Raw genomic sequence first — 26,029 nt, 5'->3', positions numbered from 1 at the left:
TCTTTTTTGAACTTCATCACTTTTTCATTTCTTTCCAAGCTAGAAAAAGGGTAAAATACATCTCTTAAGTTAAATTCTTCTAACTCTTTTCATTACTCCTAAGGTCGAATCATGTTTTACCAAGACAACTTTGATGTCATTGTTATTGGCGGTGGTCATGCTGGTACTGAAGCAGCACTTGCTGCAGCAAGAACAGGACAAAATACACTTCTACTCACTCATAACATTGATACATTAGGTCAAATGTCGTGTAACCCTGCAATTGGTGGGATCGGCAAAGGACATCTGGTAAAGGAAGTTGATGCCTTAGGTGGTTTAATGGCACAAGCCATCGATCATAGTGGTATTCAATTCAGAACATTGAATGCTTCAAAAGGTCCAGCTGTTCGAGCTACTCGCGCACAAGCAGATAGAGCGTTATACAAAGCTTATGTTCGTTCAGTATTAGAAAACCAACCAAACTTAACGTTATTTCAGCAAGCCGTTGATGATCTTATTATAGAAAACGATAAGGTGATGGGTGCTGTAACTCAAATGGGCCTTAAATTCCGTGCTAAATCCGTTGTATTGACCGCTGGAACCTTTTTAGGGGGTCAGATACATATTGGTATGGAAAACTTCTCAGGAGGCCGCGCAGGAGATCCTTCTTCGATCACTCTTGCTCAACGTCTACGTGAACGTCCATTTAGAATAGATCGTTTAAAAACCGGTACACCTCCACGTATTGATGCTCGTTCTGTTGATTTTTCAGGACTAGAAGTACAACCGGGTGATAATCCAACCCCTGTCTTTTCATTTTTAGGTAAACGTGAGCACCATCCACAGCAAGTAAATTGCTTTATTACCCATACTAATGAAAAAACACATGATGTAATTCGTAATAACCTTGATAGAAGCCCTATGTATGCAGGTGTTATCGAAGGTATTGGTCCTCGTTACTGTCCTTCAATTGAAGACAAAGTAATGCGTTTTGCTGATAAAGACAGTCACCAAATCTTTATTGAACCAGAAGGTTTATCAACACACGAACTGTATCCAAATGGTATTTCAACAAGCTTACCATTTGACGTACAACTGCAAATCGTACGTTCAATGAAAGGTTTTGAAAATGCACACATTGTGCGCCCAGGTTATGCGATCGAATATGATTTCTTTGATCCTCGAGATTTAAAATCAACTTATGAAACGAAGTTTATTGAAGGTCTATTCTTTGCTGGTCAAATTAACGGTACAACAGGATACGAAGAAGCTGCTGCTCAAGGTTTAATGGCTGGTCTTAACGCAAGTTTGTTTGCTCAAGGCAAAGAAGGCTGGAGTCCACGTCGTGATGAAGCGTACATGGGTGTATTGATTGATGATTTATCAACATTAGGTACTAAAGAACCGTACCGTATGTTCACTTCTCGTGCCGAATATCGTTTATTACTTCGTGAAGATAATGCTGATTTACGTTTAACTGAACAAGGTCGAACTTTAGGTCTTGTTGATGATGTTCGTTGGGCTCGCTTTAACGAAAAAGTAGAGAACATGGAGCAAGAACGTCAACGCTTGAAAGATATTTGGATCAATCCAAAATCAGAACAAGTGGATCAAGTTAATGCGATCCTAAAAACGCCAATTGCTCGTGAAGCAAGTGGTGAGGATCTTCTACGTCGTCCGGAAGTTAATTATCAATCTCTAGTTTCAATTGATGGTTTTGGTCCTGCTCTTGAAGATTCACAAGCATCTGAGCAAGTTGAAATCCAAGTAAAATATGCGGGTTACATTCAACGTCAACGTGATGAAATTGAAAAATCATTACGTCATGAAAATACAAAATTACCGTTTGATCTTGATTACAAAGAAGTAAAAGGTCTTTCAAATGAGGTTGTGGCTAAACTGAGTGATGCAAAACCAGAAACGATTGGTATTGCTTCTCGTATATCAGGTATCACGCCTGCTGCTATTTCAATTTTATTAGTTCATTTGAAAAAACACGGTTTATTAAAGAAAGGTGAGTAACGTGACCGATTTATCTCAACAATTCGACCGTTTAATTGCTCAAACTGACTTAAATGTCTCTGAATTGCAAAAAGAACAACTCCTTGGTTATGTTGCACTACTCCACAAGTGGAATAAAGCGTATAACTTAACCTCAGTGAGAAACCCAAGTGAAATGGTTATTAAGCACATTTTGGACAGCATTGTAGTTAGTCCAAAATTATCTGGTGAACGTTTTATTGATGTTGGTACAGGTCCTGGGTTACCAGGTATCCCATTAGCTATCATGAATCCAGAGAAATCATTTACACTATTGGATAGTTTAGGAAAGCGAATTCGCTTTATTAAACAAGTTATTCATGAGCTAAAAATCACCAACGTAACACCAATTCAAAGCCGTGTTGAAGAGTTTCAACCTGAAGAAAAGTTTGATGCAGTCCTAAGTCGTGCATTTGCATCAATGACAGACATGGTGAATTGGTGTCATCATCTACCGAAAGAAGAAGATGGTGTATTTTTAGCATTAAAAGGTATTTATTCAGAAGAAGAAGCGAATGATCTTCCTGAATGGTGCTCTGTTAAAAATGTAGCGACATTGATCGTTCCGGAGTTAGAGGGTGAAAGACATTTAGTCACCTTAGCCGGAAAAAAATAATGGAATGAGGTTAGTGTGGGAAAAATTATCTCTATTGCGAACCAGAAAGGTGGCGTAGGTAAAACAACAACAGCGGTGAATCTTGCAGCATCAATGGCTGCAACACATCGAAAGGTCTTATTAATTGACCTTGATGCCCAAGGCAATGCAACCATGGCCAGTGGTGTTGATAAATATGATGTGGATGCAACCGCTTACGAGTTGTTGGTTGACGAAGTGCCTTTTGACAAAGTTGTGATAGAGGAAACCTCTGGTGGCTATGATTTAATTGCTGCCAATGGTGACGTTACTGCTGCTGAAATCAAATTAATGGAAGTGTTTGCGCGAGAAGTTCGCTTGCGCAACATGATCTACCCAATTCGTGGTAACTATGATTTCATCTTTATCGATTGCCCTCCCGCTCTAAATCTCCTTACAATTAACGCCATGGCAGCATCTGATTCTGTATTAGTTCCTATGCAATGTGAGTATTACGCACTTGAAGGACTAACGGCTTTAATTGATACCATAGGTAAATTAGCCGCTGTAGTGAATGCTGATTTAAAGATCGAAGGGTTGCTTAGAACCATGTTTGATCCTCGTAATCGCTTAGCGAATGATGTATCTGATCAATTGAAAAAACATTTTGGTGAAAAAGTGTATCGCACTGTGATCCCTCGAAATGTTCGCCTAGCAGAAGCGCCTAGTCATGGTAAACCTGCAATGTATTATGATAAATACTCAAATGGTGCAAAGGCTTATTTAGCCCTTGCCGGAGAGATAATTCGCCGTGACGAAATGGAAAAAGAAAGGGAAACAGAAATTCATGAGTAATAAACGTGGTTTAGGCAAAGGATTAGATGCCCTATTAGCAACAAGTTCAATTGCACGTGAAAAGCAGACAGCTGCTGCACAAAGCGAGTCCATTTCTAAAGATGCTCAATTGGTTGAGTTAGGTATTCATCAATTGAGTGCTGGTCAATATCAACCTCGTAAAGTTATGGAAGAAGAAGCCCTTGAAGAGCTTTCTGCTTCTATTCGTTCTCAAGGTATCATCCAACCGATCGTTGTACGTGAAGTTGCTTCTCAACAATACGAAATCATTGCTGGCGAACGACGCTTCCGTGCCGCTAAAAAAGCGGGTCTAAAACACGTTCCATGTGTGGTTAAATCTGTTGAAGATAAAGCCGCAATCGCGATGGCTTTAATTGAAAATATTCAACGTGAAGATTTGAATGCAATTGAAGAAGCTCAAGCTTTAGAGCGTTTACAGCAAGAATTTGAATTAACTCATCAGCAAATTTCAGATGTTATTGGTAAATCTCGAACAACAGTAACGAATTTATTGCGTCTAAATGCATTAACTGATGAAGTGAAAGGCTTAGTTGAGCAGAAAGAACTTGAGATGGGTCATGCTCGTGCGTTGTTAGCATTAGAAAATGAACAGCAAGTTGAATTAGCTCATCTCGTAATCAAAAAGAAGCTGACTGTTCGTCAAACTGAACAAAAAGTAAAAGAGCTATTGGCTCCTCAAAAAGAGGAAGAACCAAAAGAAGTTGATACTGAAATGATGACAATTTCGGATAAATTATCATCAACTCTTGGCTCTAAAGTTGTGATAAGCCGAAATGCAGCGGGCAAAGGAAAGGTAACGATTACCTTTGACGAGGCTCACAAATTAGAACAACTTATCGCAAAGCTAGAAAGCTAAATGTGATATAAAACGTGTGTTGATATAAAAACCGTACTTTACGTCGTAAAAGTCACCGTTATGTTCTCATAAATGTAACTTTTTAATGCTATTTGATTGCATTCATATCAGCTCAACGTATAATTTTTGTAAAATCTTTGTTTTAACTTGATTTAAATCAAGGCAAAGGTGCTTTAAAGGAAGAATACATGGTAACTACGTTAGCCAGACCAGGCCGTTTGCTAGCCAAACGACTCATAATGATCCAGCTTAGCGTGGTTATTTTTATGGCAGTAGGAATGAGCTTAGCCGTTAGTGCTAGCTGGGGGATCTCTGCACTCATTGGTGGCGGCATTTTTGTCATTGCTAATGCGGTATTTGCAGGGTGTGCATTTATGTTCAGTGGAGCAAGAGCTGCTAAAAAGGTTGCAGTATCTTTTTATACTGGCGAAGTGCTAAAAATTCTGATTACAGTAGTCTTATTTTCTGTTGCCTACGTGTATATGGAGGTGGAACTTGTTCCCCTCAAACTAACCTATTTGCTGGTACTAGGTATTAATATCTTTGCACCAGTTCTCTTTATTAACAACAGAAAATAGGAAAAGTTATGGCTGCGCCAGGCGAAGCGCTAACACAATCTGGTTACATTGAGCATCACTTAACAAATCTATCTTTAGCTAAGTTAGGTCTGGTAGCTGATGAAGCAAGTTTCTGGAACGTACATATAGATAGCCTGTTCTTTTCTGTGTTTACAGGGATGTTATTCCTTTGGGTTTTTCGTTCTGTAGCAAAGAAAGCAACAACAGGAGTACCAGGAAAGCTACAATGTTTTGTTGAAATGATAGTGGAATTCGTTGCTGACAACGTAAAAGAAACTTTCCATGGACGCAATCCGTTGATCGCCCCACTGGCACTAACTATCTTCTGCTGGGTTATTTTAATGAACTTGATGGATTTAGTTCCTATCGATTTCTTACCATATCCTGCAGAGCATTGGTTGGGTATCCCTTATCTTAAAGTGGTTCCTTCTGCTGATGTGAATATCACTATGGCAATGGCGTTAGGTGTTTTTGCATTGATGATCTATTACAGCATCAAAGTGAAAGGACTTGGTGGGTTCGCTAAAGAATTAGCACTTCACCCGTTTAATCACCCAATAATGATTCCATTCAACCTACTATTGGAAGTTATCTCGCTATTAGCGAAACCTCTTTCATTAGGTATGCGTTTGTTTGGTAACATGTTTGCTGGTGAGGTGGTGTTTATTCTTATTGCGGCAATGCTACCGTGGTATTTACAATGGGTAGGTGCACTACCTTGGGCTATCTTCCACATTTTGGTTATTTTGATTCAGGCTTTCGTATTCATGATGCTGACTATCGTATATCTGTCGATGGCACATGAAGACTCTGATCACTAATTTAGACAATTTATTTATCAATGGCACTTTGCCGACAACATAAAACTGGAGAAAGTAAATGGAAACTTTACTGAGCTTTTCTGCAATCGCCGTGGGCATTATTGTAGGTCTTGCTTCACTTGGTACAGCGATTGGTTTCGCACTTCTTGCGGTAAATTCCTAGAAGGCGCAGCTCGTCAACCTGAAATGGCTCCAATGCTACAAGTTAAGATGTTCATCATCGCTGGTCTATTGGATGCGGTTCCAATGATCGGTATCGTTATCGCGCTACTATTCACATTTGCTAACCCATTTGTTGGTCAACTAGCAGGCTAATCTAGCCATTGCTAATTGAATTTTTGTAGCTGATTCTTAACGAGGGGTAGCTGTTGTGAATATGAACGCAACTCTGCTTGGTCAAGCAATCGCTTTTACACTGTTTGTTTGGTTCTGCATGAAATATGTATGGCCACCAATCATGGAAGCGATCGAGGAACGTCAGAAAAAAATTGCTGACGGTTTATCTGCCGCTGAACGCGCAGCTAAAGACCTTGATTTGGCACAAGCTAATGCTTCTGATCAATTAAAAGAAGCAAAGCGCGCTGCAACTGAGATCATCGAACAGGCTAACAAGCGTAAAAGTCAAATTTTAGACGAAGCTCGTGAAGAAGCTCTGGTTGAACGCCAGAAGATTCTTACACAAGGTGAAGCTGAACTTGAATCTGAACGCAACCGTGCCCGCGATGAACTGCGTAAACAAGTTGCAACTCTGGCTGTGATCGGTGCCGAGAAAATCTTAGAGCGTTCTATTGATGTAGAAGCGCAGAAAGATATTCTTGATAACATCACTGCGAAATTGTAAAGAAAAGGGGCCAAGATATGTCGGAAATGGCAACCATCGCACGCCCCTACGCGAAAGCAGCTTTTGACTTTGCGGTCGAAAAAGGCGAATTGAGCCAATGGGCTCAAATGCTAACTTTTTGTTCAGAAGTCGCAAAAAATGAAGATGTCGCTCAACTGCTAGACGGTGCTATTGCATCAGAGCAGTTAGCTGAAATTTTTATTTCTATTTGTGGCGAACAACTGAACGAGTTTGGACAGAACTTTATTAACGTAATGGCTGAAAATGGCCGTTTGAAAGTTCTACCAGGAGTGTTAGAGCAATTTATCCTTTTACAACATGAGTTTGAAAAAGTGATTGATGCTGATGTTACATCAGCAATTGAACTAACAGAGCAGCAGAAAGCTGACATTGGTGCCAAACTTGAAGCTCGTCTAGAGCGTAAAGTGAAGCTGAATTGTAGCGTAGATGAGACCCTTCTAGCAGGGGTTATTATTCGAGCCGGAGACCTAGTCATTGATAACTCAGCACGTGGCCGTTTAGGTCGTCTGAGCGAAACATTGCAGTCTTGATGGGGAATGGAGCATGCAACTTAATTCCACGGAAATTAGCGATCTAATCAAACAACGTATTGAAAAATTCAACGTTGTAACTGAAGCTCGCAATGAAGGTACTATCGTGTCGGTAAGCGACGGTATCATCAATATCCACGGCCTTGCTGATGTAATGCAAGGCGAAATGATTGAATTACCGGGTGGCCGTTACGCGCTAGCACTTAACTTGAATCGTGATTCAGTTGGTGCGGTAGTAATGGGCCCATATGCTGACCTACAGGAAGGCATGAAAGTAACAGGTACTGGTCGTATCCTTGAAGTTCCTGTTGGTCCTGAATTGCTAGGTCGTGTTGTTAACACACTTGGTGAGCCAATCGATGGTAAAGGTCCAATTGAAGCGAAACTGACTTCTCCAGTAGAAGTGATTGCACCTGGTGTAATCGATCGTAAATCAGTAGACCAACCAGTACAGACTGGCTATAAGTCAGTTGACTCAATGATCCCAATCGGCCGTGGTCAGCGTGAGCTAATCATCGGTGACCGTCAGACTGGTAAAACAGCAATGGCGATCGATGCGATCATTAACCAAAAAGATTCTGGTATTTTCTCTATCTATGTTGCGATTGGCCAAAAGGCATCAACAATTGCTAACGTAGTTCGCAAATTAGAAGAGCACGGCGCACTAGCAAACACTATTGTTGTTGTTGCATCGGCTTCTGAATCTGCTGCGCTGCAATACCTTGCACCGTACTCAGGTTGTGCGATGGGTGAATACTTCCGTGACCGCGGTGAAGATGCTCTGATTGTTTATGATGACCTATCTAAACAAGCGGTAGCTTACCGTCAAATCTCTCTACTACTGAAACGTCCACCGGGCCGTGAAGCATTCCAGGTGACGTATTCTACTTACACTCTCGCCTACTAGAGCGTGCTGCTCGTGTAAGTGAAGCGTACGTTGAGCGATTCACTAACGGTGAAGTGACAGGTAAAACAGGTTCTTTAACTGCTCTACCTATCATCGAAACTCAAGCTGGTGACGTATCTGCATTCGTACCAACCAACGTAATCTCGATTACTGATGGTCAGATCTTCCTACAAACAGAACTGTTCACTGCTGGTGTTCGTCCTGCGGTAGATCCTGGTATCTCTGTATCGCGTGTAGGTGGTTCTGCACAAACTAAGATCATTAAGAAACTGTCTGGTGGTATTCGTACTGCTCTTGCACAGTATCGTGAACTTGCAGCGTTTGCTCAGTTCTCATCTGATCTTGATGACGCGACTAAGAAGCAGCTAGACCATGGTGAGAAAGTAACTGAACTTATGAAGCAGAAACAGTACGCTCCAATGTCTGTTTTTGACCAAGCTTTAGTTATCTTCGCAGCTGAAAAAGGCTATTTGAAAGATGTTGAGCTTGCTAAGCTTGCAGATTTTGAAGAAGCATTGCTGTCGTATGCTCGTGGTCAGTTTGCCGATCTAGCAAAAGAGATCGACACATCGGGTGCTTGGAATAATGAAATTGAAGCTCAGTTCGTGAAACTGGTTGAAGATTTCAAAGCAACCCAGACCTGGTAATTCGTTGGTGGCCTGTAATGGGTCACCCGAAAACGGAGAGTAACGATGGCCGGTGCGAAAGAGATTCGTAACAAGATCGGGAGTGTAAAAAGCACTCAAAAGATCACGAAAGCAATGGAAATGGTAGCCGCTTCAAAAATGCGTCGCTCGCAAGAGTCGATGGAAGCGTCTCGTCCATATGCTGACACAATGCGTAAAGTAATCGGTCATTTAGCGCTTGGTAACCTTGAGTATCGTCATCCGTATCTTGAGGAACGTGAAGCTAAGCGTGTTGGTTACATCGTTATTTCTAGTGATCGTGGCCTGTGTGGCGGCTTAAACATTAACCTGTTTAAGAAAGTCATGGCAGAAATGAAAACATGGTCAGAAGATGGTGTTGAAATTGATTTAGCCGTTATTGGCTCAAAAGCAACAGCATTTTTTAATAGCTACGGCGGTAACGTTGTCGCTCAGAACTCAGGCCTTGGGGATCACCCTAGCCTAGAAGAACTGATCGGTACTGTTGGCGTGATGCTAAAGAAATACGATGAAGGCCAGTTGGATCGTCTATATGTTGTGAACAATAAGTTCATCAACACTATGGTACAAGAACCAGCTATTGAGCAATTACTTCCTTTGCCTAAATCTGAAGATGAAGCAATGCAACGCACTCATGCTTGGGACTACATTTATGAGCCTGAGCCAAAACCACTACTAGATGCTTTATTGGTTCGTTATGTTGAATCACAAGTATATCAAGGTGTGGTTGAGAATTTAGCCTGCGAACACGTAGCGCGAATGATTGCGATGAAAGCAGCGACAGATAACGCTGGTGACATTATTGATGAACTGCAACTTGTGTATAACAAAGCCCGTCAAGCGGCGATTACACAAGAGCTTTCTGAAATTGTTTCAGGCGCTTCAGCGGTTTAAGCATAGGTATTTAAACAGTTTAGAGGATTAACGATGACTACAGGTAAGATCGTACAGATCATCGGTGCGGTAGTCGATGTAGAGTTCCCACAGGGCGAAGTACCTCGTGTATACGATGCTCTGAATGTTGTTGATGCACAAGAACGTCTTGTTCTTGAAGTACAACAACAAATCGGTGGCGGCGTTGTGCGCTGTATCGTAATGGGTAGCTCAGATGGTTTACGTCGTGGCTTAACAGTAGAAAATACTGGTGCACCAATTTCTGTACCAGTAGGTACTAAGACCCTAGGTCGTATCATGAACGTTCTTGGTGACGCGATTGATGAGTGTGGTGATATTGATGCTGAAGAGCATTACGCAATTCACCGTGAAGCACCTAGCTACGAAGAGCAGTCAAACTCGACTGAACTTCTAGAGACAGGTGTTAAAGTAATCGATTTAGTATGTCCATTCGCTAAGGGTGGTAAAATCGGTCTATTTGGTGGTGCAGGTGTAGGTAAGACCGTTAACATGATGGAACTTATCAACAACATCGCACTACAACACTCTGGCCTATCTGTATTTGCAGGTGTAGGTGAGCGTACTCGTGAAGGTAATGACTTCTACTTTGAAATGCAGGAAGCTGGTGTTGTAAACATCGAAAAACCTGAAGAGTCAAAAGTAGCAATGGTTTACGGTCAAATGAACGAGCCACCAGGTAACCGTCTACGTGTTGCACTGACTGGTCTAACAATGGCTGAACGTTTCCGTGACGAAGGTCGTGACGTTCTGTTGTTCGTTGATAACATTTACCGTTATACACTAGCAGGTACTGAAGTATCAGCACTTCTAGGTCGTATGCCATCAGCGGTAGGTTACCAACCTACACTAGCTGAAGAAATGGGTGTTCTTCAAGAACGTATCACGTCAACTAAGCAAGGTTCTATCACGTCTGTACAGGCAGTATACGTACCAGCGGATGACTTGACGGATCCATCTCCAGCAACAACGTTTGCTCACTTAGATGCGACAGTTGTACTTAACCGTAATATCGCAGCAATGGGTCTATACCCAGCGATTGACCCGTTAGATTCTACATCTCGTCAACTTGATCCACTAGTTGTTGGTCAAGAGCACTATGATGTGGCTCGTGGTGTTCAATCGACACTACAACGCTATAAAGAGCTAAAAGATATCATCGCTATCCTAGGTATGGACGAGCTATCTGAAGAAGATAAGCAAGTTGTATCTCGTGCTCGTAAGATTGAGAAGTTCTTAACTCAACCTTACCACGTAGCAGAAGTATTCACTGGTGACCCAGGTATTTACGTACCACTTAAAGACACATTAGTTGGCTTTAAAGGTCTACTTGCTGGTGATTACGATGACGTTCCTGAGCAAGCCTTCATGTACTGCGGTAAGATTGAAGACGCGCTTGAGAAGGCGAAGAAGCTATAAGGCTGATTAGGAGGCGATATGGCAGCAATGACCTTTCACCTAGACGTTGTAAGTGCTGAGAAAAAGTTATTTTCAGGGCTGGTTGAAACGATTCAGGTGACCGGTAGCGAAGGTGAACTTGGTATTTTCCATGGACACACACCGCTGCTGACCGCTATCACGCCTGGTATGGTGCGTATTGTTAAACAACATGGCCACGAAGAAATTATTTATGTTTCTGGTGGTATTGTTGAGGTTCAACCTGGTTCGGCAACTGTTCTTGCAGATACCGCAATCCGTGGTGAAGACCTAGACGCAGCTAAGGCAGAAGAAGCTAAGCGCAAGGCTGAGGAGAATATCCAAAATCAGCATGGCGACATTAACTTCGCTCAAGCGGCCAGTGATTTGGCTAAAGCGATCGCACAGCTTCGAGTTATCGAGCTGACAAAACGTTCGCGTTAATCAAGCACCATTAGAAAGAAGGCGGCCAATAGGTCGCCTTTTCTTTTCAATTTTGTTTATTTCTTATTTTTATCTCACCCGTAGATTGGTTTTTTAGCATATAATTTATCCTCAGTATCAACTCCATTATCTATTACGTTAGTAAGTAATGGATTTCATATTTTGGTTTTAACAAGCTAGGCAAATTAAGTCAGCATAATAATAGAATGGGCTTTTCATGAACTTCAGTGCAGTAATTTTGGCAGCGGGTAAAGGCACTCGCATGTACTCAAACAAACCTAAAGTACTTCATACTTTAGCAGGCAAACCTATGGCTAAACATGTAATTGATACATGTGAAGGTCTTGGCGCTCAAAATATCCATTTAGTGTATGGTCACGGTGGTGATCAAATGAAAGCTGAATTAGGTGAAGAGCGTGTTCAATGGGTACTTCAGGCTGAACAGCTAGGTACAGGTCACGCTGTAAATCAAGCTGCACCAGAATTTGCTGATGATGAAAAAGTACTGGTTCTGTATGGTGATGTTCCACTAATTAGTGCTGAAACCGTAGAAAACTTATTAGATGCACAGCCTACTGGCGGTATTGCTTTACTAACTGTGGTTCTAGATAACCCTATGGGTTACGGACGTATTATTCGTCGTAATGGCCCTGTAATCGCGATTGTAGAGCAGAAAGATGCAACAGAAGAGCAGAAGCTCATCAAAGAGATTAATACAGGTGTAATGGTTGCTACAGGCGGTGATTTAAAACGTTGGTTAGCAGCACTTAAAAATGAAAATGCTCAAGGTGAATATTACTTAACTGATATTATTGCGGCAGCGCATGATGAAGGTCGTGCAGTCGAAGCTGTTCACCCTGTTAGCCCTATTGAAGTTGAAGGTGTAAATGACCGTGCTCAGCTAGCTCGATTAGAAAGAGCTTATCAAGCAGCTCAAGCTCAAAAGTTATTAGAGCAAGGTGTTATGCTTCGAGATCCAAGCCGTTTTGATCTTCGTGGTACATTACAATGTGGTATGGATATCGAGATTGATGCGAACGTAATTATCGAAGGTAATGTAACGTTAGGTGATAACGTGATTATCGGTGCTGGTTGTGTACTTAAAGATTGTGAGATTGATGATAATACGGTTATTCGTCCTTACAGCGTAATTGAAGGTGCTACAGTTGGTGAAGAGTGTACGGTTGGTCCATTCACCCGTTTACGTCCAGGTGCTGAATTATGTAATGATGCACATGTTGGTAACTTTGTTGAAGTGAAGAACGTTCGTTTAGGTGAAGGTTCTAAAGCTAATCACTTAACGTACCTTGGTGATGCGGAAATTGGTAAGCGTGTAAATGTAGGTGCTGGTGTGATTACTTGTAATTACGATGGTGCTAATAAATTTAAGACGATTATTGGCGATGACGTGTTTGTTGGTTCTGATAGTCAGTTGATTGCTCCTGTTACTGTTGCTAATGGTGCAACGGTTGGTGCTGGTTCTACAGTGACTAAAGATGTGAATGAAAATGAACTTTACATCAGCCGAGCTAAAGAGCGTCGCATTGCTAATTGGCAGCGTCCAACGAAAAAATAATTTATAGATAATCTATTGATAGTAAAAAAGAAGCCATTAGGCTTCTTTTTTTATATCTGTCTAGTCTATAGACAAAATCGAGATAAAAAAAATGCTGACCGAAGTCAGCATTTTTAAAAATTCTATTCGAAAAATTCGAATTAAGCTGGAGTAACGTCTGCAGCTTGTGGGCCTTTTTGACCTTGTTCAACAGTGAAAGTTACCGCTTGGCCTTCTTTCAGAGTTTTGAAACCTTCAGTTGCGATAGCACGGAAGTGAACGAATACGTCAGCGCCGCCGTTATCTTGAGTAATGAAACCGAAACCTTTCTCTTCGTTGAACCACTTAACGATACCAGTTGATTTAGACATAATAAATCCTAATTTTTTAAATTAAATAATTCGCATAATGCGAAGTTGTAGCCATAAAGAATTATTTATTTGAGGTAAAACATATGTATAAAAAGCTTCAAGCATAACTGGTAAAGCAGTATAACGAAGGTTTCAAAAGCATAATATTACAGATAAATAGGTCTGTTTACAGGCCGAGCAAAATAATAGCATTTTTTAACCGATTGTATAGCATAATTTCAAATTTGAATGAAAATAAGGCTAAATTTTAATTAGCCTTATTACGCCGTACGGTCTTAGGATAAAAAGAATCGATAAGCTAGATTATCTGTCTCATCTTTCCATTGATAACCAAGCTCTTCAAGGTGTTTTGAAAAACTAGCAAGATCAGAATCAGTTAGCTCAAAACCACATAACACACGTCCATAATCTGCACCGTGGTTACGATAATTGAAGAGACTGATATTCCAGTGAGTACCTAGAGTACTTAAGAAGCGAACGAGCGCTCCAGGGTATTCTGGAAATTCAAAACTGTATAAACGTTCTTGCATTGTTTTTGATGGTTTACCACCAATCATATAACGTATATGCAGCTTAGCCATTTCATCATCTGATAAATCAACAACTGGGTATTCTCCCTTTTGTAGATCATTAATGATGTTATCAAGCTCTTCTTGCCCTTCTTGTAAGCGAACACCAACAAAAATGTTAGCTAGCTTATCGTCGTTGTAGCGGTAGTTAAATTCAGTAACAGCTCTGCCACCAATTAGATTACAAAATTCAAAGAAAGCGCCCTGACGTTCAGGAATCGTTACAGCCAATAGCCCTTCTCGTTTTTCACCTAACTCACAGCGTTCAGATACATAACGTAAACCATGGAAGTTAGTATTTGCACCAGAAAGTACGGTTCCTAGTTGTTTGTTTTCTAATTGATGTTGATCTGCAAATTTTTTCAGACCAGCTAATGCCAATGCACCAGAGGGTTCTGCAATCGCTCTTGTATCTTCAAAAATATCTTTTACCGCTGCACAAATTTCATCACTTGATACGCTGATATGGCCATCAAGGTATTTTTGACATAGACGGAAAGTTTCATCACCAATGCGTTTAACAGCGACACCATCGGCAAACATACTCACTTGATCAAGAATGACAGGCTCACCAGCATCTAAAGCTGCTTTTAAACAAGAAGAGTCTTCAGGCTCAACAGCGATGACTTTTATTTCAGGCATGAGTTGTTTTATTAGCACTGCAATACCTGCAGCTAAACCACCACCACCAATAGGTACAAAGATATAATCGAGATGACCATTTTGTTGCAGCATCTCCATTCCTATTGTTCCTTGACCTGCAATCACCAGTGGGTGATCAAACGGAGGTACAAAAGTATAACCATGGAGTTGTGATAAACGTTCTGCTTCTGCTTTGGCTTCATCGAAATTACTGCCATGTAGAACCACATTACCACCAAAACCTTTTACGGCTTCAACTTTGATATCAGGTGTCGTTTTGGGCATCACAATTGTCGTTTGAATGCCCAGCTTGGTTCCTGAAAGCGCCATACCTTGAGCGTGATTACCTGCAGATGCAGCAATAACCCCAGCATTTTTTTGCTCTTGGGTTAGATTTGCAACCATATTGTAAGCACCACGAAGTTTAAAGGAGTGAACCGGTTGACGGTCTTCTCGCTTTAACTGAACTCGGTTATTAATGCGCTCAGATAAACGAGGCATATCTTGAAGTGGTGTTACTGTTGCCACTTCATAGATTGGTGCTCGTAAGATCTGACGCAGATATTCTGCGCCAGTTTGATATGAAGAGTTGCTCATAGGCTTACCCTTCTAACTTAGATTTATCACGTACAGCACCTTTATCTGCACTTGTTGCCATACTTGCATAGGCTTTTAGTGCAAAAGAGACTTCACGTTGACGATTCACAGGTTTCCAACCGAGTTCATCTTGTTTCGCTCGACGAGCTTGCAGTTCTGATTCTGGTACATCAAGCGTAATTGAGCGGCTTGGGATATCGATGGTAATGATATCACCATCGTTAACTAAACCTATTGTGCCACCACTTGCAGCTTCTGGAGATGCGTGACCTATAGATAGGCCTGATGTACCACCAGAGAATCGACCATCAGTTAGAAGCGCACATGCTTTGCCTAAGCCCATTGATTTCAAGTAAGTGGTTGGGTAAAGCATTTCTTGCATACCCGGACCACCCTTTGGACCTTCGTAGCGAATAACAACGACCTCGCCCGCTTTAACTTTTCCACCTAAAATGCCTTCTACCGCTGAGTCTTGGCTTTCAAAAACAATGGCTGGACCTTGGAACTTTAGATTTTCTTCATCAACGCCGGCGGTTTTTACAATACAACCATCAACCGCGATATTGCCAGATAGAACGGCGAGACCACCTTCTTGGCTAAAGGCATTTTCTTTGGTTCGAATACACCCTTCTTTTCGGTCGTCATCAAGGCGATCCCAACGGCAATCTTGCGAGAATGCTTTTGTTGTTCGGATCCCTGCAGGTCCTGCACGGAAGAATTTAAGGATCTCTTCGTCTTCAGTTTGCATAATATCGTATCGTGCAAGTTGCTCTTGCATGGTTAAGCCAAGAACCGTTTTTGTTTGATTGTTCAGAAGCCCTGCTCTATCTAACTCACCAAGGATAGCCATTACACCACCTGCTCGGTGAACATCTTCCATATGATATTTAGGCGTTGATGGAGCGACTTTACACAAGTGAGGTACTCGACGAGACATCTCATCAATGTCACCCATATCGAAATCAATTTCGCCTTCTTGAGCGGAAGCTAAAAGGTGAAGAACGGTATTACTAGAACCGCCCATTGCGATATCCAGTGCCATGGCATTTTCAAATGCAGCACGGTCGGCAATATTTCTTGGAAGTGCTGATTCATCATCTTGCTCATAATAACGCTTTGTTAATTCAACAATACGTTTACCTGCATTAATAAACAGCTGCTCGCGATCGGCGTGAGTAGCGAGCATTGAGCCATTACCTGGTTGAGATAAACCGAGCGCTTCGGTTAAACAGTTCATTGAGTTAGCCGTGAACATTCCTGAACACGATCCACAAGTTGGACAAGCTGAACGCTCGATCTGCTCACTTTGAGCATCGGAAACAGTGGGATCGGCACCTTGGATCATTGCATCAACAAGATCCAGTTTGATTATTTGATCTGAAAGCTTAGTTTTTCCTGCTTCCATTGGGCCGCCTGACACAAAAATCACTGGAATGTTAAGACGCATTGCAGCCATCATCATTCCTGGGGTAATTTTGTCGCAGTTAGAAATACATACCATAGCATCAGCACAGTGAGCATTAACCATGTATTCAACAGAGTCTGCAATGAGCTCGCGTGATGGCAGAGAATAAAGCATGCCACCGTGACCCATAGCGATACCATCATCAACGGCGATAGTATTAAACTCTTTGGCGATACCTCCGGCTTTTTCTATTTCGCCAGCAACAAGTTGTCCCATATCTTTAAGATGTACGTGACCCGGAACAAATTGAGTAAATGAGTTAACAACAGCAATGATGGGTTTACCAAAGTCATCTTCTTTAACGCCAGTTGCACGCCATAAAGCGCGTGCTCCGGCCATGTTACGTCCGTGAGTGGTGGTGGCTGAACGATAAGTTGGCATTGTTATATCCTTATAAATTATTTAGCTGATGGTGCATTTTCTGGGTATACGTAATCTAACCAACCCCATTTATCTTCGGTTGTTCCATTGAACAGACCAAAGTAAGCGGCTTGGATCTCTTTTGTGATAGGACCACGTTTACCTTCACCAACGGTAATCTTGTCAACAGAGCGTACTGGAACGATTTCAGCCGCTGTGCCTGTCATAAATACTTCGTCTGCAAGATATAGCGCTTCGCGTGCGATGTTTTCTTCACGAATTTCATACCCCATATCTTTTGCAAGCGTCATGATAGAATCTCGAGTTATTCCCGGTAAGATGGCACTGGTTGCAGGTGGCGTAGAAAGAATACCATCACGAACAACAAATAGGTTTTCACCAGCACCTTCAGAAAGATAGCCATCAACACTTAAAGCAATACCTTCATCGTAACCATGACGACGGGCTTCACCACCAACTAATAAAGAAGATAAATAGTTACCACCTGCTTTTGCTGCGGTTGGAATGGTATTTGGTGCAGCACGGTTCCAACTTGAAATCATGGCATCAACCCCATTTTCTAATGCTTCTTCTCCTAGGTAAGATCCCCATGGGAATGCAGCAATAATGAGTTCCATTTCCGTATTTTCTGGTGGGCAAACACCTAAACCTACATTTCCTACAAAGCCCAAAGGACGAATATAAGCAGAATCGAGTTTGTTTTGACGTAAGGTTTCACGTGTTGCTTCCATAATTTCTTCTTCAGTATATGGAATTGGGAAGCGATAAATTTTAGCGGAATTTTTTAAACGTTTTGCGTGCTCTGGGTGGCGGAAAATAATTGGACCATTTGGCGTGTTATAACAACGCACCCCTTCAAAAACGGATGTTCCATAATGCATTGCGTGAGTCAGAACATGCACATTTGCGTCTGCCCAAGGAACCATCTCACCATTAAACCAAATAAAATCTGCTGTCTTTGACATTGTCACTAATCCTTATGCGCGATGTAATGTAGAAACGTTAACGGCGGTAATATCCCAAAGCTTTTCTATTTGATTAGTAAGAAGGCTAATTGGTCGGTCACTTTCTACGATGATTTCAATTGCAGCTACTTTGCTGGCTTGATTTTGTGTTGCTAATACTTGCTTGATGATAAAACCACGGTGACGAATAACGCGTAATACACGTTCTAATAAAACCGGTCTATCGTTAGCTTCAATTTCTAAAATATAACGTTGCATTATTCTCCCTCCACCATATCTTGGTTTGCAGCACCTGGCGGAACCAAAGGCCATACGTTTTCTTCTTCTGAAATAAGAACATGCAGCAGATAAGCAGTATCACTTTCAAGCATTTCTTTTAAAGCGGGTTCTACTTCTTCTTTTGTTGTGATGGTTTTTCCAGGAATGCCAAAGGCGGCAGCAAGAGCAACAAAATCAGGATTATCATCAAGAATGGTTTCACTGTGGCGACCATCAAAAAACAAGGATTGCCATTGGCGAACCATACCTAAACGTTGGTTATTAATAAGAACCATCTTTACAGGGATTTGTTTACGCTTAATCGTGCCGAGTTCTTGTACATTCATCATGAAAGAACCATCACCTGAAATAAGAATAGATTGATCATCAGGACGAGCCACTTTTGCTCCCATCGCCGCTGGTAAACCAAATCCCATGGTGCCAAGACCTGCAGATGTTAGGTAATTTTCAGGAGCTCGAGGTTGGATATGTTGAGCTGCCCACATTTGATGTTGGCCTACATCTGTCGATACGATAGAACTGTCTGGCATCATGTCAGAAAGTTGCTTTAGTAGCAGAGGGGCATAAATTAATTCACCTGGGTGATCGTAGCGCCATTTAAATTCAGAACGAAGAGAAGAGACATGCTCTAACCAAGGGGTAAGGTCTTGCTCTAGTTTCAATTGAGGAAGGATAACCTTTATGTCACCGCGTAGTGTTGAATGAGCGTGGCGAAGCTTATTGAATTCTGCGGCATCAATATCGATATGGATTACTTTCGCATGAGGAGCAAAGCTTTCTAATTTTCCTGTCACACGATCATCGAAACGAGCACCAACAACAATAAGTAAATCAGATTCTTGAACAATTAGGTTGGCAGCTTTAGTGCCGTGCATACCTACCATTCCAAGATAATGGGGATCGTGTCTTCCTATTGAACCTAAACCTTTTAATGTACTTACTGAAGGCATCGGGTTATTGGTTAAAAAATCACGAACAGAGTCGGTTGCGTGTGCTAGTTGAACACCGCCACCCACATACAATACCGGTTTGTTGCTGGCTCTTAGTAATGCCTCAGCCGCTTCAATGGCTTCAGGAACAACAACAGGGATACTAGGTGCTTCAAAATATGGAAGAGAAGTAATAGGAGCTTCAGCGAGTTGTACGTCTTTGGCTATATCAATTAATACAGGGCCGGGACGTCCTGATTTTGCTACCTCAAATGCTTCAGCAATCACAGGTGCAAGTTCATTGATATCAGTAACCAAATAACTGTGTTTAGTACATGAGAGAGACATACCGATGACATCCATTTCTTGGAAAGCATCAGTACCGATTAAATTACTCGCCACTTGACCTGTGATAGCAACAAGAGGAATGGAATCTAACATGGCATCAGCAAGACCCGTAATTAGGTTTGTTGCTCCTGGACCTGATGTTGCAAGGCATACAGCAACATCTTTGCTTGCTCTTGCCATTCCTATTGCAGCCATTGCTGCACCTTGTTCATGACGACATAATATGTGCTCAACGCCACCATCATATAATGCATCATAAATAGGCATGATAGCCCCACCAGGATAACCAAAGACGGTTTCAATTCCTTCGTCTCTTAAGGCTTTTACTACTAACTGTGAGCCATTCATACTCTTTCGCTCCCTGCGTGAGTGGTTGTCTGTTTTCTCTCGCACATCATGTGCCCCCATTTCTCTTCCTGAACTTATAAAAAAACCCCCTTGCTTGTTGGCTTGGGGGTTTTTAGTGTGCTTGTAACTCTACTTTTTGCTCACACATCCCCGAGCGGTGACCAGAATCACCACTAGAATGTTAATAATCAGAATATTCAGTTGAGCAAAAAAGGTCATTTTATCTATCCGTAAACGTTTTCTTTTTGATATTTCGTTACATTAACTTAGTGGTAACACAGACATGGCTCTCATGACAAGAAAAAACTATCATTTAATTCACAATTCTCGTTCATTTAGCGCTTATATATAACAAAAACATAAAATCAATACAGATTGGTCTTTAATCAAATAAGTTGGGTAGATAAATGGGATTAGCAATAATACACAGTCGAGCTTGTGTAGGTGTAGAAGCACCACCGGTGACGGTTGAAGTTCATATTAGTAATGGGATGCCAGGATTTAGTCTGGTTGGCTTACCAGAAACAACAGTAAAAGAAGCAAAAGACAGAGTAAGAAGTGCAATCATTAATGCCAACTTTGAGTTTCCATCTAAAAAGATCACCGTTAATTTAGCTCCTGCGGATCTTCCAAAAGAAGGTGGACGATTTGATCTTCCTATTGCTCTTGGGATCCTAGCAGCATCAGATCAAATACCTGAAAATAAATTGGATGGTCATGAATTTGTTGGTGAGTTGGCTCTTTCTGGTGAGTTACGTCGAGTAAAAGGTGTTTTACCTGCCGCTTTAGCTTCACTTAATGCTAAACGCTGCTTAATTGTTCCTGATGATAATGGTGATCAGGCTGCGTTGGTTGGAAAGGATATTCATAAATCTGCGCCTCACCTACTAGCTGTATGTGGTTTTTTGTGTGGTCAACAACAACTCAGTTTATTAACTACTCCTCAACTCGAAGAGCAATCCTTATCTTTAGAGCGTGATTTACAAGATATTATTGGTCAACAGCAAGGTAAGCGAGCGTTAGAGATAGCAGCTGCTGGAGGACATAATTTATTGTACTTAGGCCCTCCAGGTACAGGTAAAACCATGCTCGCTTCCCGTATGAGTGATTTATTGCCAGAAATGACCAATGATGAAGCGTTAGAAACGGCAGCGGTAGCCTCGTTGACTCATCAAAATATTACAGAGTCTAATTGGCGAGCCCGTCCTTTTCGTTCACCTCATCATTCTAGCTCTATGGCAGCATTGGTGGGTGGTGGCTCTATCCCTCGACCGGGGGAAATATCATTAGCTCACAATGGTATTTTATTTTTAGATGAGATGCCGGAGTTTGAAAGAAAAGTGCTTGATTCACTGCGGGAACCACTAGAATCTGGTGAGATAGTCATCTCACGCGCCGCGAGTAAAACACGTTTTCCTGCACGTTTTCAATTGGTCGGAGCATTAAATCCTAGCCCTACAGGTTATTATGAGGGGAACCAAACGCGAACCAATCCACAGTTGATTTTACGTTACCTTAATCGAATATCTGGACCTTTGTTAGATCGCTTTGATATGTCATTAGAAATACCGCTATTACCTAAAGGGACGCTCACAGAAGGTGGAGATAGAGGTGAAAGTACGCAAGCAGTAAAACATCGAGTTTTACAGGCTCGCGCTCGCATGTTAGAGCGTAATGGTAAAGTGAATGCATTATTAGGAAGTCGAGAAATTGAAAAGCATTGTCCACTAGACAAGGAAGATGCTGCATTTTTAGAAAATACGCTACACCAGCTAGGGTTATCTATTCGGGCTTATCATCGAATTATCAAAGTGGCACGCACCATCGCTGATTTATCAACTGAAGAAAATATTCAACGAATCCACTTAGCTGAGGCAGTAGGTTATCGAGCTATGGATCGGTTACTAAAACAATTATCTGCTCAAGCAGTCTGATCCTTTTATTGAGATGCAATGAAAGATTGTTCACAAAAAAAGACCTGACTTGCTATCATGTGGATAATATTCACTCTAATCTATAAATGAAGAGTTCTATGATTGCTAATATTAGGCTGGTTATCAGTGTATTACTTGTAATGCTAAATACAGCATTAACATCTTTAATTATCAGCTTCTTTGCAATAATTAAATTACTTCTTCCTTTTGCTATCGTAAAAAAAATTACGGTATCGATGGCGAATAAAACATTATGGGGATGGGCTACATTAAATCTGTGGATGCTTAATATTAATAATAATATTGAGTGGGAGATTGAAGGCGGTGAAAGCTTATCTCAAGATAATTGGTATCTTTTGCTATCAAACCATGTGAGTTGGGCTGATATTGTTATTTTGTCTTCGGTAATGAAAGATAAAATACCTATGACTAAGTTCTTTTTGAAGCATGAATTACTTTACGTTCCTTTTGTAGGACTTGCGTGTTGGGGGGCGGATATGCCATTTATGCACCGAGATCCTGAACGTCGTGAAGATGATTTTAAAGCGATTCAAAAGTCTTGTGAAAACTTTCGATCTGTTCCTACAACGGTGGTTAATTTTGTTGAGGGAACACGAGCGACGCCTGAAAAGCTAAAAGAAGCAAGAACACCTTACCAACATTTGTTTAAGCCAAAAGTTGGTGGTATCGCTTTTACTCTTTCAGCTATGGGGGAATTATTTGATGGGATTGTTGATGTCACACTGGCGTATCCTGATAACCAAGAATCACCATTTATCGATATGCTACAAGGGAAATTAACCAAAGTTGTTGTTCGTATTAACTTGCATCCAAATGATGAAAAAGTGAATGGCGATTACTTTGGAGATAAAACCTTTAAACGTGGCTTTCATAAGTGGGTAAACGACTTATGGAAAGAAAAAGATGAATACCTTCAAGGTGTTTTAAAAGCTAAAGAATAAAAAAAGGGAGCGATAATTCGCTCCCTTTTTATTTGCTTATTTTATTACTTTTTAAGTAACCAGTTTACTAACTCGTAGTACTCATCAGCACTTTTGATTTTGCCCGTTTCAACAAGGTATTTGTTGTTAACGATTAATGCAGGAACACCCGTTAAGCCACTGTCTTGGAATGATTTATCAAAACGGTTAACCATAGAGTTAATAGCAAAGCTATTGTATGTACCGTCGAACTCATCAGCGTTAACGCCTTCATCTAGGAAGATCTGACGAATTTCTTTTTCATTACGTGGTGGTTTGTTCATTGTATGGATACGGTTGAAGAAAACAGGAATCATTTTATCTTCGATACCTAGAGAAACCATTGTTGCATAGGCTTTACTCATTGATAAGCCCATTGGTCCACCCATGAATGAAACGTGAGTTTTCTTAAACGTTGCATTATCTGGTAGTGTTTTCTTTAGACCCTGAATAAGCGGTTCAAAGCTATTACAATGTGGGCAGTAAAAAGAGAAAAATTCATTCACTGTCGGTGTTTTTGATTCTGGTAGGTCAAGAACTTTGTAGTAATCGCCTTCTGTAAAGTTTGCTGCATTTACTGAAAAACTCAGTACTAAAGCACCAAACAGTGCCATCATTTTCTTCATCATGTGTAACTCTCTCCAATCCATTTGTGATTAGTATTATATTTTACCATTGTGGCATCAGTTCTAAAGGTGCATCGTTTAATGCGGCTATTTGTTCTTTAAATCCGAGTACCTGACTTTCCCAGTATTTTGCGTCGGCAAACCATGGAAATGCAATAGGAAAAGCAGGATCTTGCCAACGTTTTGCAAGCCATGCCATGTAGTGCACCATTCGTAGACCACGTAAAGGTTCAATTAGTTTCAATTGGTTGTGGTCAAAATCGCAAAACTCAGAATAAGATTCCAACAAAATATCTAACTGAACAAGCTTATCTTGGCGATCACCATTTAACAGCATCCAGATATCTTGTGCGGCTGGGCCATTTCTGGCGTCATCTAAATCAACAAATAATGGACCATCACGCCATAAAATATTGCTAGGGTGACAATCACCGTGCAGTCGAATGGATTTACTTGGTTGCCAGTGTTGTTCGATTTGTTGAATCAACATATCCATATCAGAGAAAAAGCTATTTTCTAAATGTGTCGGGATAAACGAGCTGTTTTCTAATAGTTTTCTTGGTTGATACAAGTACTCATCTAGCCCTATTGTTGGACGATGTTGAAATAACTCGGATTCCCCTACTTTATGAATGCGGCCTAAAAAGCGTCCCACCCACTCTAATTGATCAAAATTATCGACCTCAAATGTGCGGCCTCCTAAGCTGTCAAAAAGTGCAAACCAATAACCATTGGCTGAGTGTAGGGTTTTGCCGTTAATTTCCAATGGTGCAGCGATTGGAATATCTTGTTGAACAAGTTGTCGAGCAAATAAGTGTTCTTCAAGAATTTGCGCTTCAGACCAACGTTGTGGGCGATAAAACTTCACAACATAACGACGTCGTTCTTCGTCGGTAAATTGATAGACACGGTTTTCATAACTGTTTAAAGCAAGAAAACCTGACTCTGCTCTAATGCCGATATCAGCAAGAGCATTCCAGAGTAAATCAGGGGTAAGCGTACTGAAATTAAAAGCGTGTTCAGACATAGTCATTCTCAATAAAAAAGGCTCATTACGAGCCTTTTGTGTCAGTAATAAAGTGATTATAGCTTTTTAAAGAATCGACTTTCAGCTTTTATCACTTGGCCATCAGAATTCGCTATTTCAAATTCAATTGTTGTGATGGTTTTATTTAATTCGGCTTCACTTGCTCCTAAGCTTATCGGTAAGCTTAATACCTCACCTGCTTTTACATTCACACGTTGTGAACCATACCAAGTGAGATTATCAATGCCTGTTACATTGAGATCGTATTCTTGAGTTTGTTGGGTTTTATTAATTATTTTTAAGGTGTAAGTATTTTCGATTAAACCTGAACTGCTGACTCTGGCTAATTGGTTTCTATCGCGTAAAACATCTAGCCCCATAGGTTCTACCGTTGCTATTTGAGTAATAAATAGCCCTATCATCAGCAACATAACGACACCATAACCAATTAACTTTGGACGCAGAACATGAGTTTTATGTCCAGCTAATTTATGTTCAGTGGTATAGCTGATAAGGTTTTTGTCATATTTCATCTTATCCATGGTTTCGTTACACGCATCAATACAAGCGCCACAGTTAATGCATTCGTATTGCAGACCATCACGGATATCGATGCCTGTCGGACATACCTGCACGCATAAATTACAGTCAATACAGTCGCCTAATCCTAATTCTTTTGGATCTTTTTTACGTGATCGAGGACCACGAGCTTCTCCTCGTTTTGGGTCATAACCAACAATATAAGTGTCTTTATCAAACATGGCTGATTGGAAACGAGCGTAAGGACACATATGCAAACAAACGATTGAACGCATCCAACCTGCGTTTCCATAAGTACAGCCAGCAAAGAAAAGAACCCAAAATGCAGGTAAAAAATCACTATTGAAAGTAAAAAAATCAACAACGAGTTCTTTTACAGGAACAAAATAGCCGACAAAAGTAATGCCAGTGGCAATAGCAATAGTAATCCATGCGAGGTGTTTGAGTGTTTTTCGAAGTAACAAGTTTGGTGTTTTTTTCATTTGATCTTGTTTACGACGTTTGTTGGCTGAGCCTTCTAATTTTTCTTCAAACCAAATGTACATGAAAGTCCAAACGGTTTGTGGACATAAATAACCACACCATACTCGTCCTAAAAAAGTGGTGATAAAAAACAACCCGAAGGCTGCTATCACAAAAAGAAGCGCAAGAAGAGTCAGGTCTTGAGGGAAAAGAGTCGTACCAAAGAAGCTAAACTGCTGATTTCCAATATCGAGTAAAATAGCTTGGCGGTCACCAAAGGAAATCCAAGGTGTGAGAATAAATAAGGCAAGCAGAAACCATGCTCCATAGCGGCGCAATTTCTGGAAGGTTCCTTTGCTTTGGCGAACATAAATTCCAGAGCTTGGATTAAAGCGATCACTACTGGATTTATGGGTCTTAGGGTTAAATTGCTTTGGAGTCACATCCTTGATGTCTATTTTTTCCTGACTCATTATTCTTCCTAAATATTATTATTATGATACCAAGTGAGTAGTGTTGAGCATTATTTTTTACTTGGTAACTAGATGACA

Annotated in this window: 23 protein-coding genes and 2 pseudogenes; 16 read left to right on the top strand and 9 right to left on the bottom strand. The window is 41.0% G+C overall.

The annotated features are described in order from the left end of the window. Nucleotides 1-111 precede the first annotated feature (111 nt). From mnmG to glmU, 14 genes and pseudogenes are all read left to right on the top strand, one after another. A complete protein-coding gene (gene mnmG, locus AAFX60_014050; protein ID XDF77668.1) occupies nucleotides 112-2,001 on the top strand; it encodes a tRNA uridine-5-carboxymethylaminomethyl(34) synthesis enzyme MnmG in 1,890 nt (629 codons plus the stop codon). Nucleotide 2,002: 1 nt separating this feature from the next. Beyond that, nucleotides 2,003-2,635 carry a 16S rRNA (guanine(527)-N(7))-methyltransferase RsmG gene (gene rsmG / locus AAFX60_014045; GenBank protein ID XDF77667.1) on the top strand — a complete coding sequence of 211 codons (633 nt, stop codon included), beginning with the start codon at nucleotides 2,003-2,005 and terminating at the stop codon, nucleotides 2,633-2,635. A gap of 15 nt (nucleotides 2,636-2,650) precedes the next feature. Further along, nucleotides 2,651-3,448 carry a ParA family protein gene (locus AAFX60_014040; protein ID XDF77666.1) on the top strand — a complete coding sequence of 266 codons (798 nt, stop codon included), beginning with the start codon at nucleotides 2,651-2,653 and terminating at the stop codon, nucleotides 3,446-3,448. Then, nucleotides 3,441-4,325 carry a ParB/RepB/Spo0J family partition protein gene (locus AAFX60_014035; GenBank protein XDF77665.1) on the top strand — a complete coding sequence of 295 codons (885 nt, stop codon included), beginning with the start codon at nucleotides 3,441-3,443 and terminating at the stop codon, nucleotides 4,323-4,325. Before AAFX60_014040 ends, AAFX60_014035 begins: the two co-directional genes overlap by 8 nt. A 188-nt stretch (nucleotides 4,326-4,513) precedes the next feature. Beyond that, entirely contained in the window at nucleotides 4,514-4,903 is a 390-nt protein-coding gene (locus AAFX60_014030; GenBank protein ID XDF77664.1) for a F0F1 ATP synthase subunit I, read from the top strand. A gap of 8 nt (nucleotides 4,904-4,911) precedes the next feature. Beyond that, nucleotides 4,912-5,724 carry a F0F1 ATP synthase subunit A gene (atpB, locus tag AAFX60_014025; GenBank protein XDF77663.1) on the top strand — a complete coding sequence of 271 codons (813 nt, stop codon included), beginning with the start codon at nucleotides 4,912-4,914 and terminating at the stop codon, nucleotides 5,722-5,724. Nucleotides 5,725-5,782: 58 nt separating this feature from the next. Beyond that, nucleotides 5,783-6,039: pseudogene (gene atpE, locus AAFX60_014020) on the top strand (F0F1 ATP synthase subunit C). Nucleotides 6,040-6,094: 55 nt separating this feature from the next. Next, complete coding sequence (atpF, locus tag AAFX60_014015; protein ID XDF77662.1) at nucleotides 6,095-6,565, top strand: F0F1 ATP synthase subunit B; 471 nt, start codon at nucleotides 6,095-6,097, stop codon at nucleotides 6,563-6,565. A gap of 17 nt (nucleotides 6,566-6,582) precedes the next feature. Further along, complete coding sequence (gene atpH, locus AAFX60_014010) at nucleotides 6,583-7,116, top strand: F0F1 ATP synthase subunit delta (GenBank protein ID XDF77661.1); 534 nt, start codon at nucleotides 6,583-6,585, stop codon at nucleotides 7,114-7,116. Nucleotides 7,117-7,129: 13 nt separating this feature from the next. Beyond that, nucleotides 7,130-8,670: pseudogene (gene atpA, locus AAFX60_014005) on the top strand (F0F1 ATP synthase subunit alpha). Between the two features lie 45 nt (nucleotides 8,671-8,715). Continuing rightward, nucleotides 8,716-9,582, top strand: coding sequence for a F0F1 ATP synthase subunit gamma (gene atpG, locus AAFX60_014000; protein ID XDF77660.1), 867 nt, complete (start codon nucleotides 8,716-8,718; stop codon nucleotides 9,580-9,582). Between the two features lie 33 nt (nucleotides 9,583-9,615). Continuing rightward, a complete protein-coding gene (gene atpD / locus AAFX60_013995) occupies nucleotides 9,616-11,019 on the top strand; it encodes a F0F1 ATP synthase subunit beta (GenBank protein XDF77659.1) in 1,404 nt (467 codons plus the stop codon). A gap of 18 nt (nucleotides 11,020-11,037) precedes the next feature. After that, a complete protein-coding gene (locus AAFX60_013990) occupies nucleotides 11,038-11,460 on the top strand; it encodes a F0F1 ATP synthase subunit epsilon (GenBank protein ID XDF77658.1) in 423 nt (140 codons plus the stop codon). Between the two features lie 217 nt (nucleotides 11,461-11,677). Continuing rightward, nucleotides 11,678-13,036, top strand: a complete 1,359-nt coding sequence (gene glmU / locus AAFX60_013985; protein XDF77657.1) for a bifunctional UDP-N-acetylglucosamine diphosphorylase/glucosamine-1-phosphate N-acetyltransferase GlmU — start codon at nucleotides 11,678-11,680, stop codon at nucleotides 13,034-13,036. Between the two features lie 140 nt (nucleotides 13,037-13,176). Here the strand turns inward: glmU and AAFX60_013980 are convergent, their stop codons facing one another. The 6 genes from AAFX60_013980 to ilvG all read right to left on the bottom strand — a co-directional run bounded on the left by AAFX60_013980 (nucleotide 13,177) and on the right by ilvG (nucleotide 19,909). Continuing rightward, nucleotides 13,177-13,386 carry a cold-shock protein gene (locus AAFX60_013980; protein XDF77656.1) on the bottom strand — a complete coding sequence of 70 codons (210 nt, stop codon included), beginning with the start codon at nucleotides 13,384-13,386 and terminating at the stop codon, nucleotides 13,177-13,179. 275 nt (nucleotides 13,387-13,661) lie between these two features. Then, a complete protein-coding gene (ilvA, locus tag AAFX60_013975) occupies nucleotides 13,662-15,194 on the bottom strand; it encodes a threonine ammonia-lyase, biosynthetic (GenBank protein ID XDF77655.1) in 1,533 nt (510 codons plus the stop codon). 4 nt (nucleotides 15,195-15,198) lie between these two features. After that, nucleotides 15,199-17,040 carry a dihydroxy-acid dehydratase gene (gene ilvD / locus AAFX60_013970; protein ID XDF77654.1) on the bottom strand — a complete coding sequence of 614 codons (1,842 nt, stop codon included), beginning with the start codon at nucleotides 17,038-17,040 and terminating at the stop codon, nucleotides 15,199-15,201. A 17-nt stretch (nucleotides 17,041-17,057) separates the two neighbouring features. Then, nucleotides 17,058-18,005, bottom strand: coding sequence for a branched-chain amino acid transaminase (locus AAFX60_013965; GenBank protein XDF77653.1), 948 nt, complete (start codon nucleotides 18,003-18,005; stop codon nucleotides 17,058-17,060). A 12-nt stretch (nucleotides 18,006-18,017) separates the two neighbouring features. Continuing rightward, nucleotides 18,018-18,263 carry an acetolactate synthase 2 small subunit gene (gene ilvM, locus AAFX60_013960; protein XDF77652.1) on the bottom strand — a complete coding sequence of 82 codons (246 nt, stop codon included), beginning with the start codon at nucleotides 18,261-18,263 and terminating at the stop codon, nucleotides 18,018-18,020. Further along, nucleotides 18,263-19,909, bottom strand: coding sequence for an acetolactate synthase 2 catalytic subunit (gene ilvG / locus AAFX60_013955; protein ID XDF78958.1), 1,647 nt, complete (start codon nucleotides 19,907-19,909; stop codon nucleotides 18,263-18,265). Before ilvG ends, ilvM begins: the two co-directional genes overlap by 1 nt. Nucleotides 19,910-20,316: 407 nt before the next feature. On the opposite strand from ilvG, the gene AAFX60_013950 reads away from it, so the two are divergent. Together AAFX60_013950 and AAFX60_013945 are read left to right on the top strand one after the other, a co-directional pair. Then, a complete protein-coding gene (locus AAFX60_013950; GenBank protein ID XDF77651.1) occupies nucleotides 20,317-21,843 on the top strand; it encodes a YifB family Mg chelatase-like AAA ATPase in 1,527 nt (508 codons plus the stop codon). A gap of 98 nt (nucleotides 21,844-21,941) precedes the next feature. Next, nucleotides 21,942-22,805 carry an acyltransferase gene (locus AAFX60_013945; GenBank protein ID XDF77650.1) on the top strand — a complete coding sequence of 288 codons (864 nt, stop codon included), beginning with the start codon at nucleotides 21,942-21,944 and terminating at the stop codon, nucleotides 22,803-22,805. Between the two features lie 44 nt (nucleotides 22,806-22,849). Here the strand turns inward: AAFX60_013945 and AAFX60_013940 are convergent, their stop codons facing one another. From AAFX60_013940 to ccoG, 3 genes are read right to left on the bottom strand one after another with little or no spacing between them, the layout of a single operon-like run. After that, a complete protein-coding gene (locus tag AAFX60_013940) occupies nucleotides 22,850-23,449 on the bottom strand; it encodes a thiol:disulfide interchange protein DsbA/DsbL (protein ID XDF78957.1) in 600 nt (199 codons plus the stop codon). A gap of 43 nt (nucleotides 23,450-23,492) precedes the next feature. Further along, complete coding sequence (locus AAFX60_013935) at nucleotides 23,493-24,476, bottom strand: serine/threonine protein kinase (GenBank protein XDF77649.1); 984 nt, start codon at nucleotides 24,474-24,476, stop codon at nucleotides 23,493-23,495. A 56-nt stretch (nucleotides 24,477-24,532) separates the two neighbouring features. Beyond that, nucleotides 24,533-25,951 (bottom strand): cytochrome c oxidase accessory protein CcoG, encoded by a 1,419-nt coding sequence (ccoG, locus tag AAFX60_013930; GenBank protein XDF77648.1) that lies wholly within the window; start codon nucleotides 25,949-25,951, stop codon nucleotides 24,533-24,535. Nucleotides 25,952-26,029: the final 78 nt, after the last annotated feature.

Source organism: Aliivibrio fischeri, assembly GCA_038993745.2.
Taxonomy (GTDB): domain Bacteria; phylum Pseudomonadota; class Gammaproteobacteria; order Enterobacterales; family Vibrionaceae; genus Aliivibrio; species Aliivibrio fischeri_B.
This window is presented reverse-complemented; position numbering and strand designations above follow the sequence as displayed.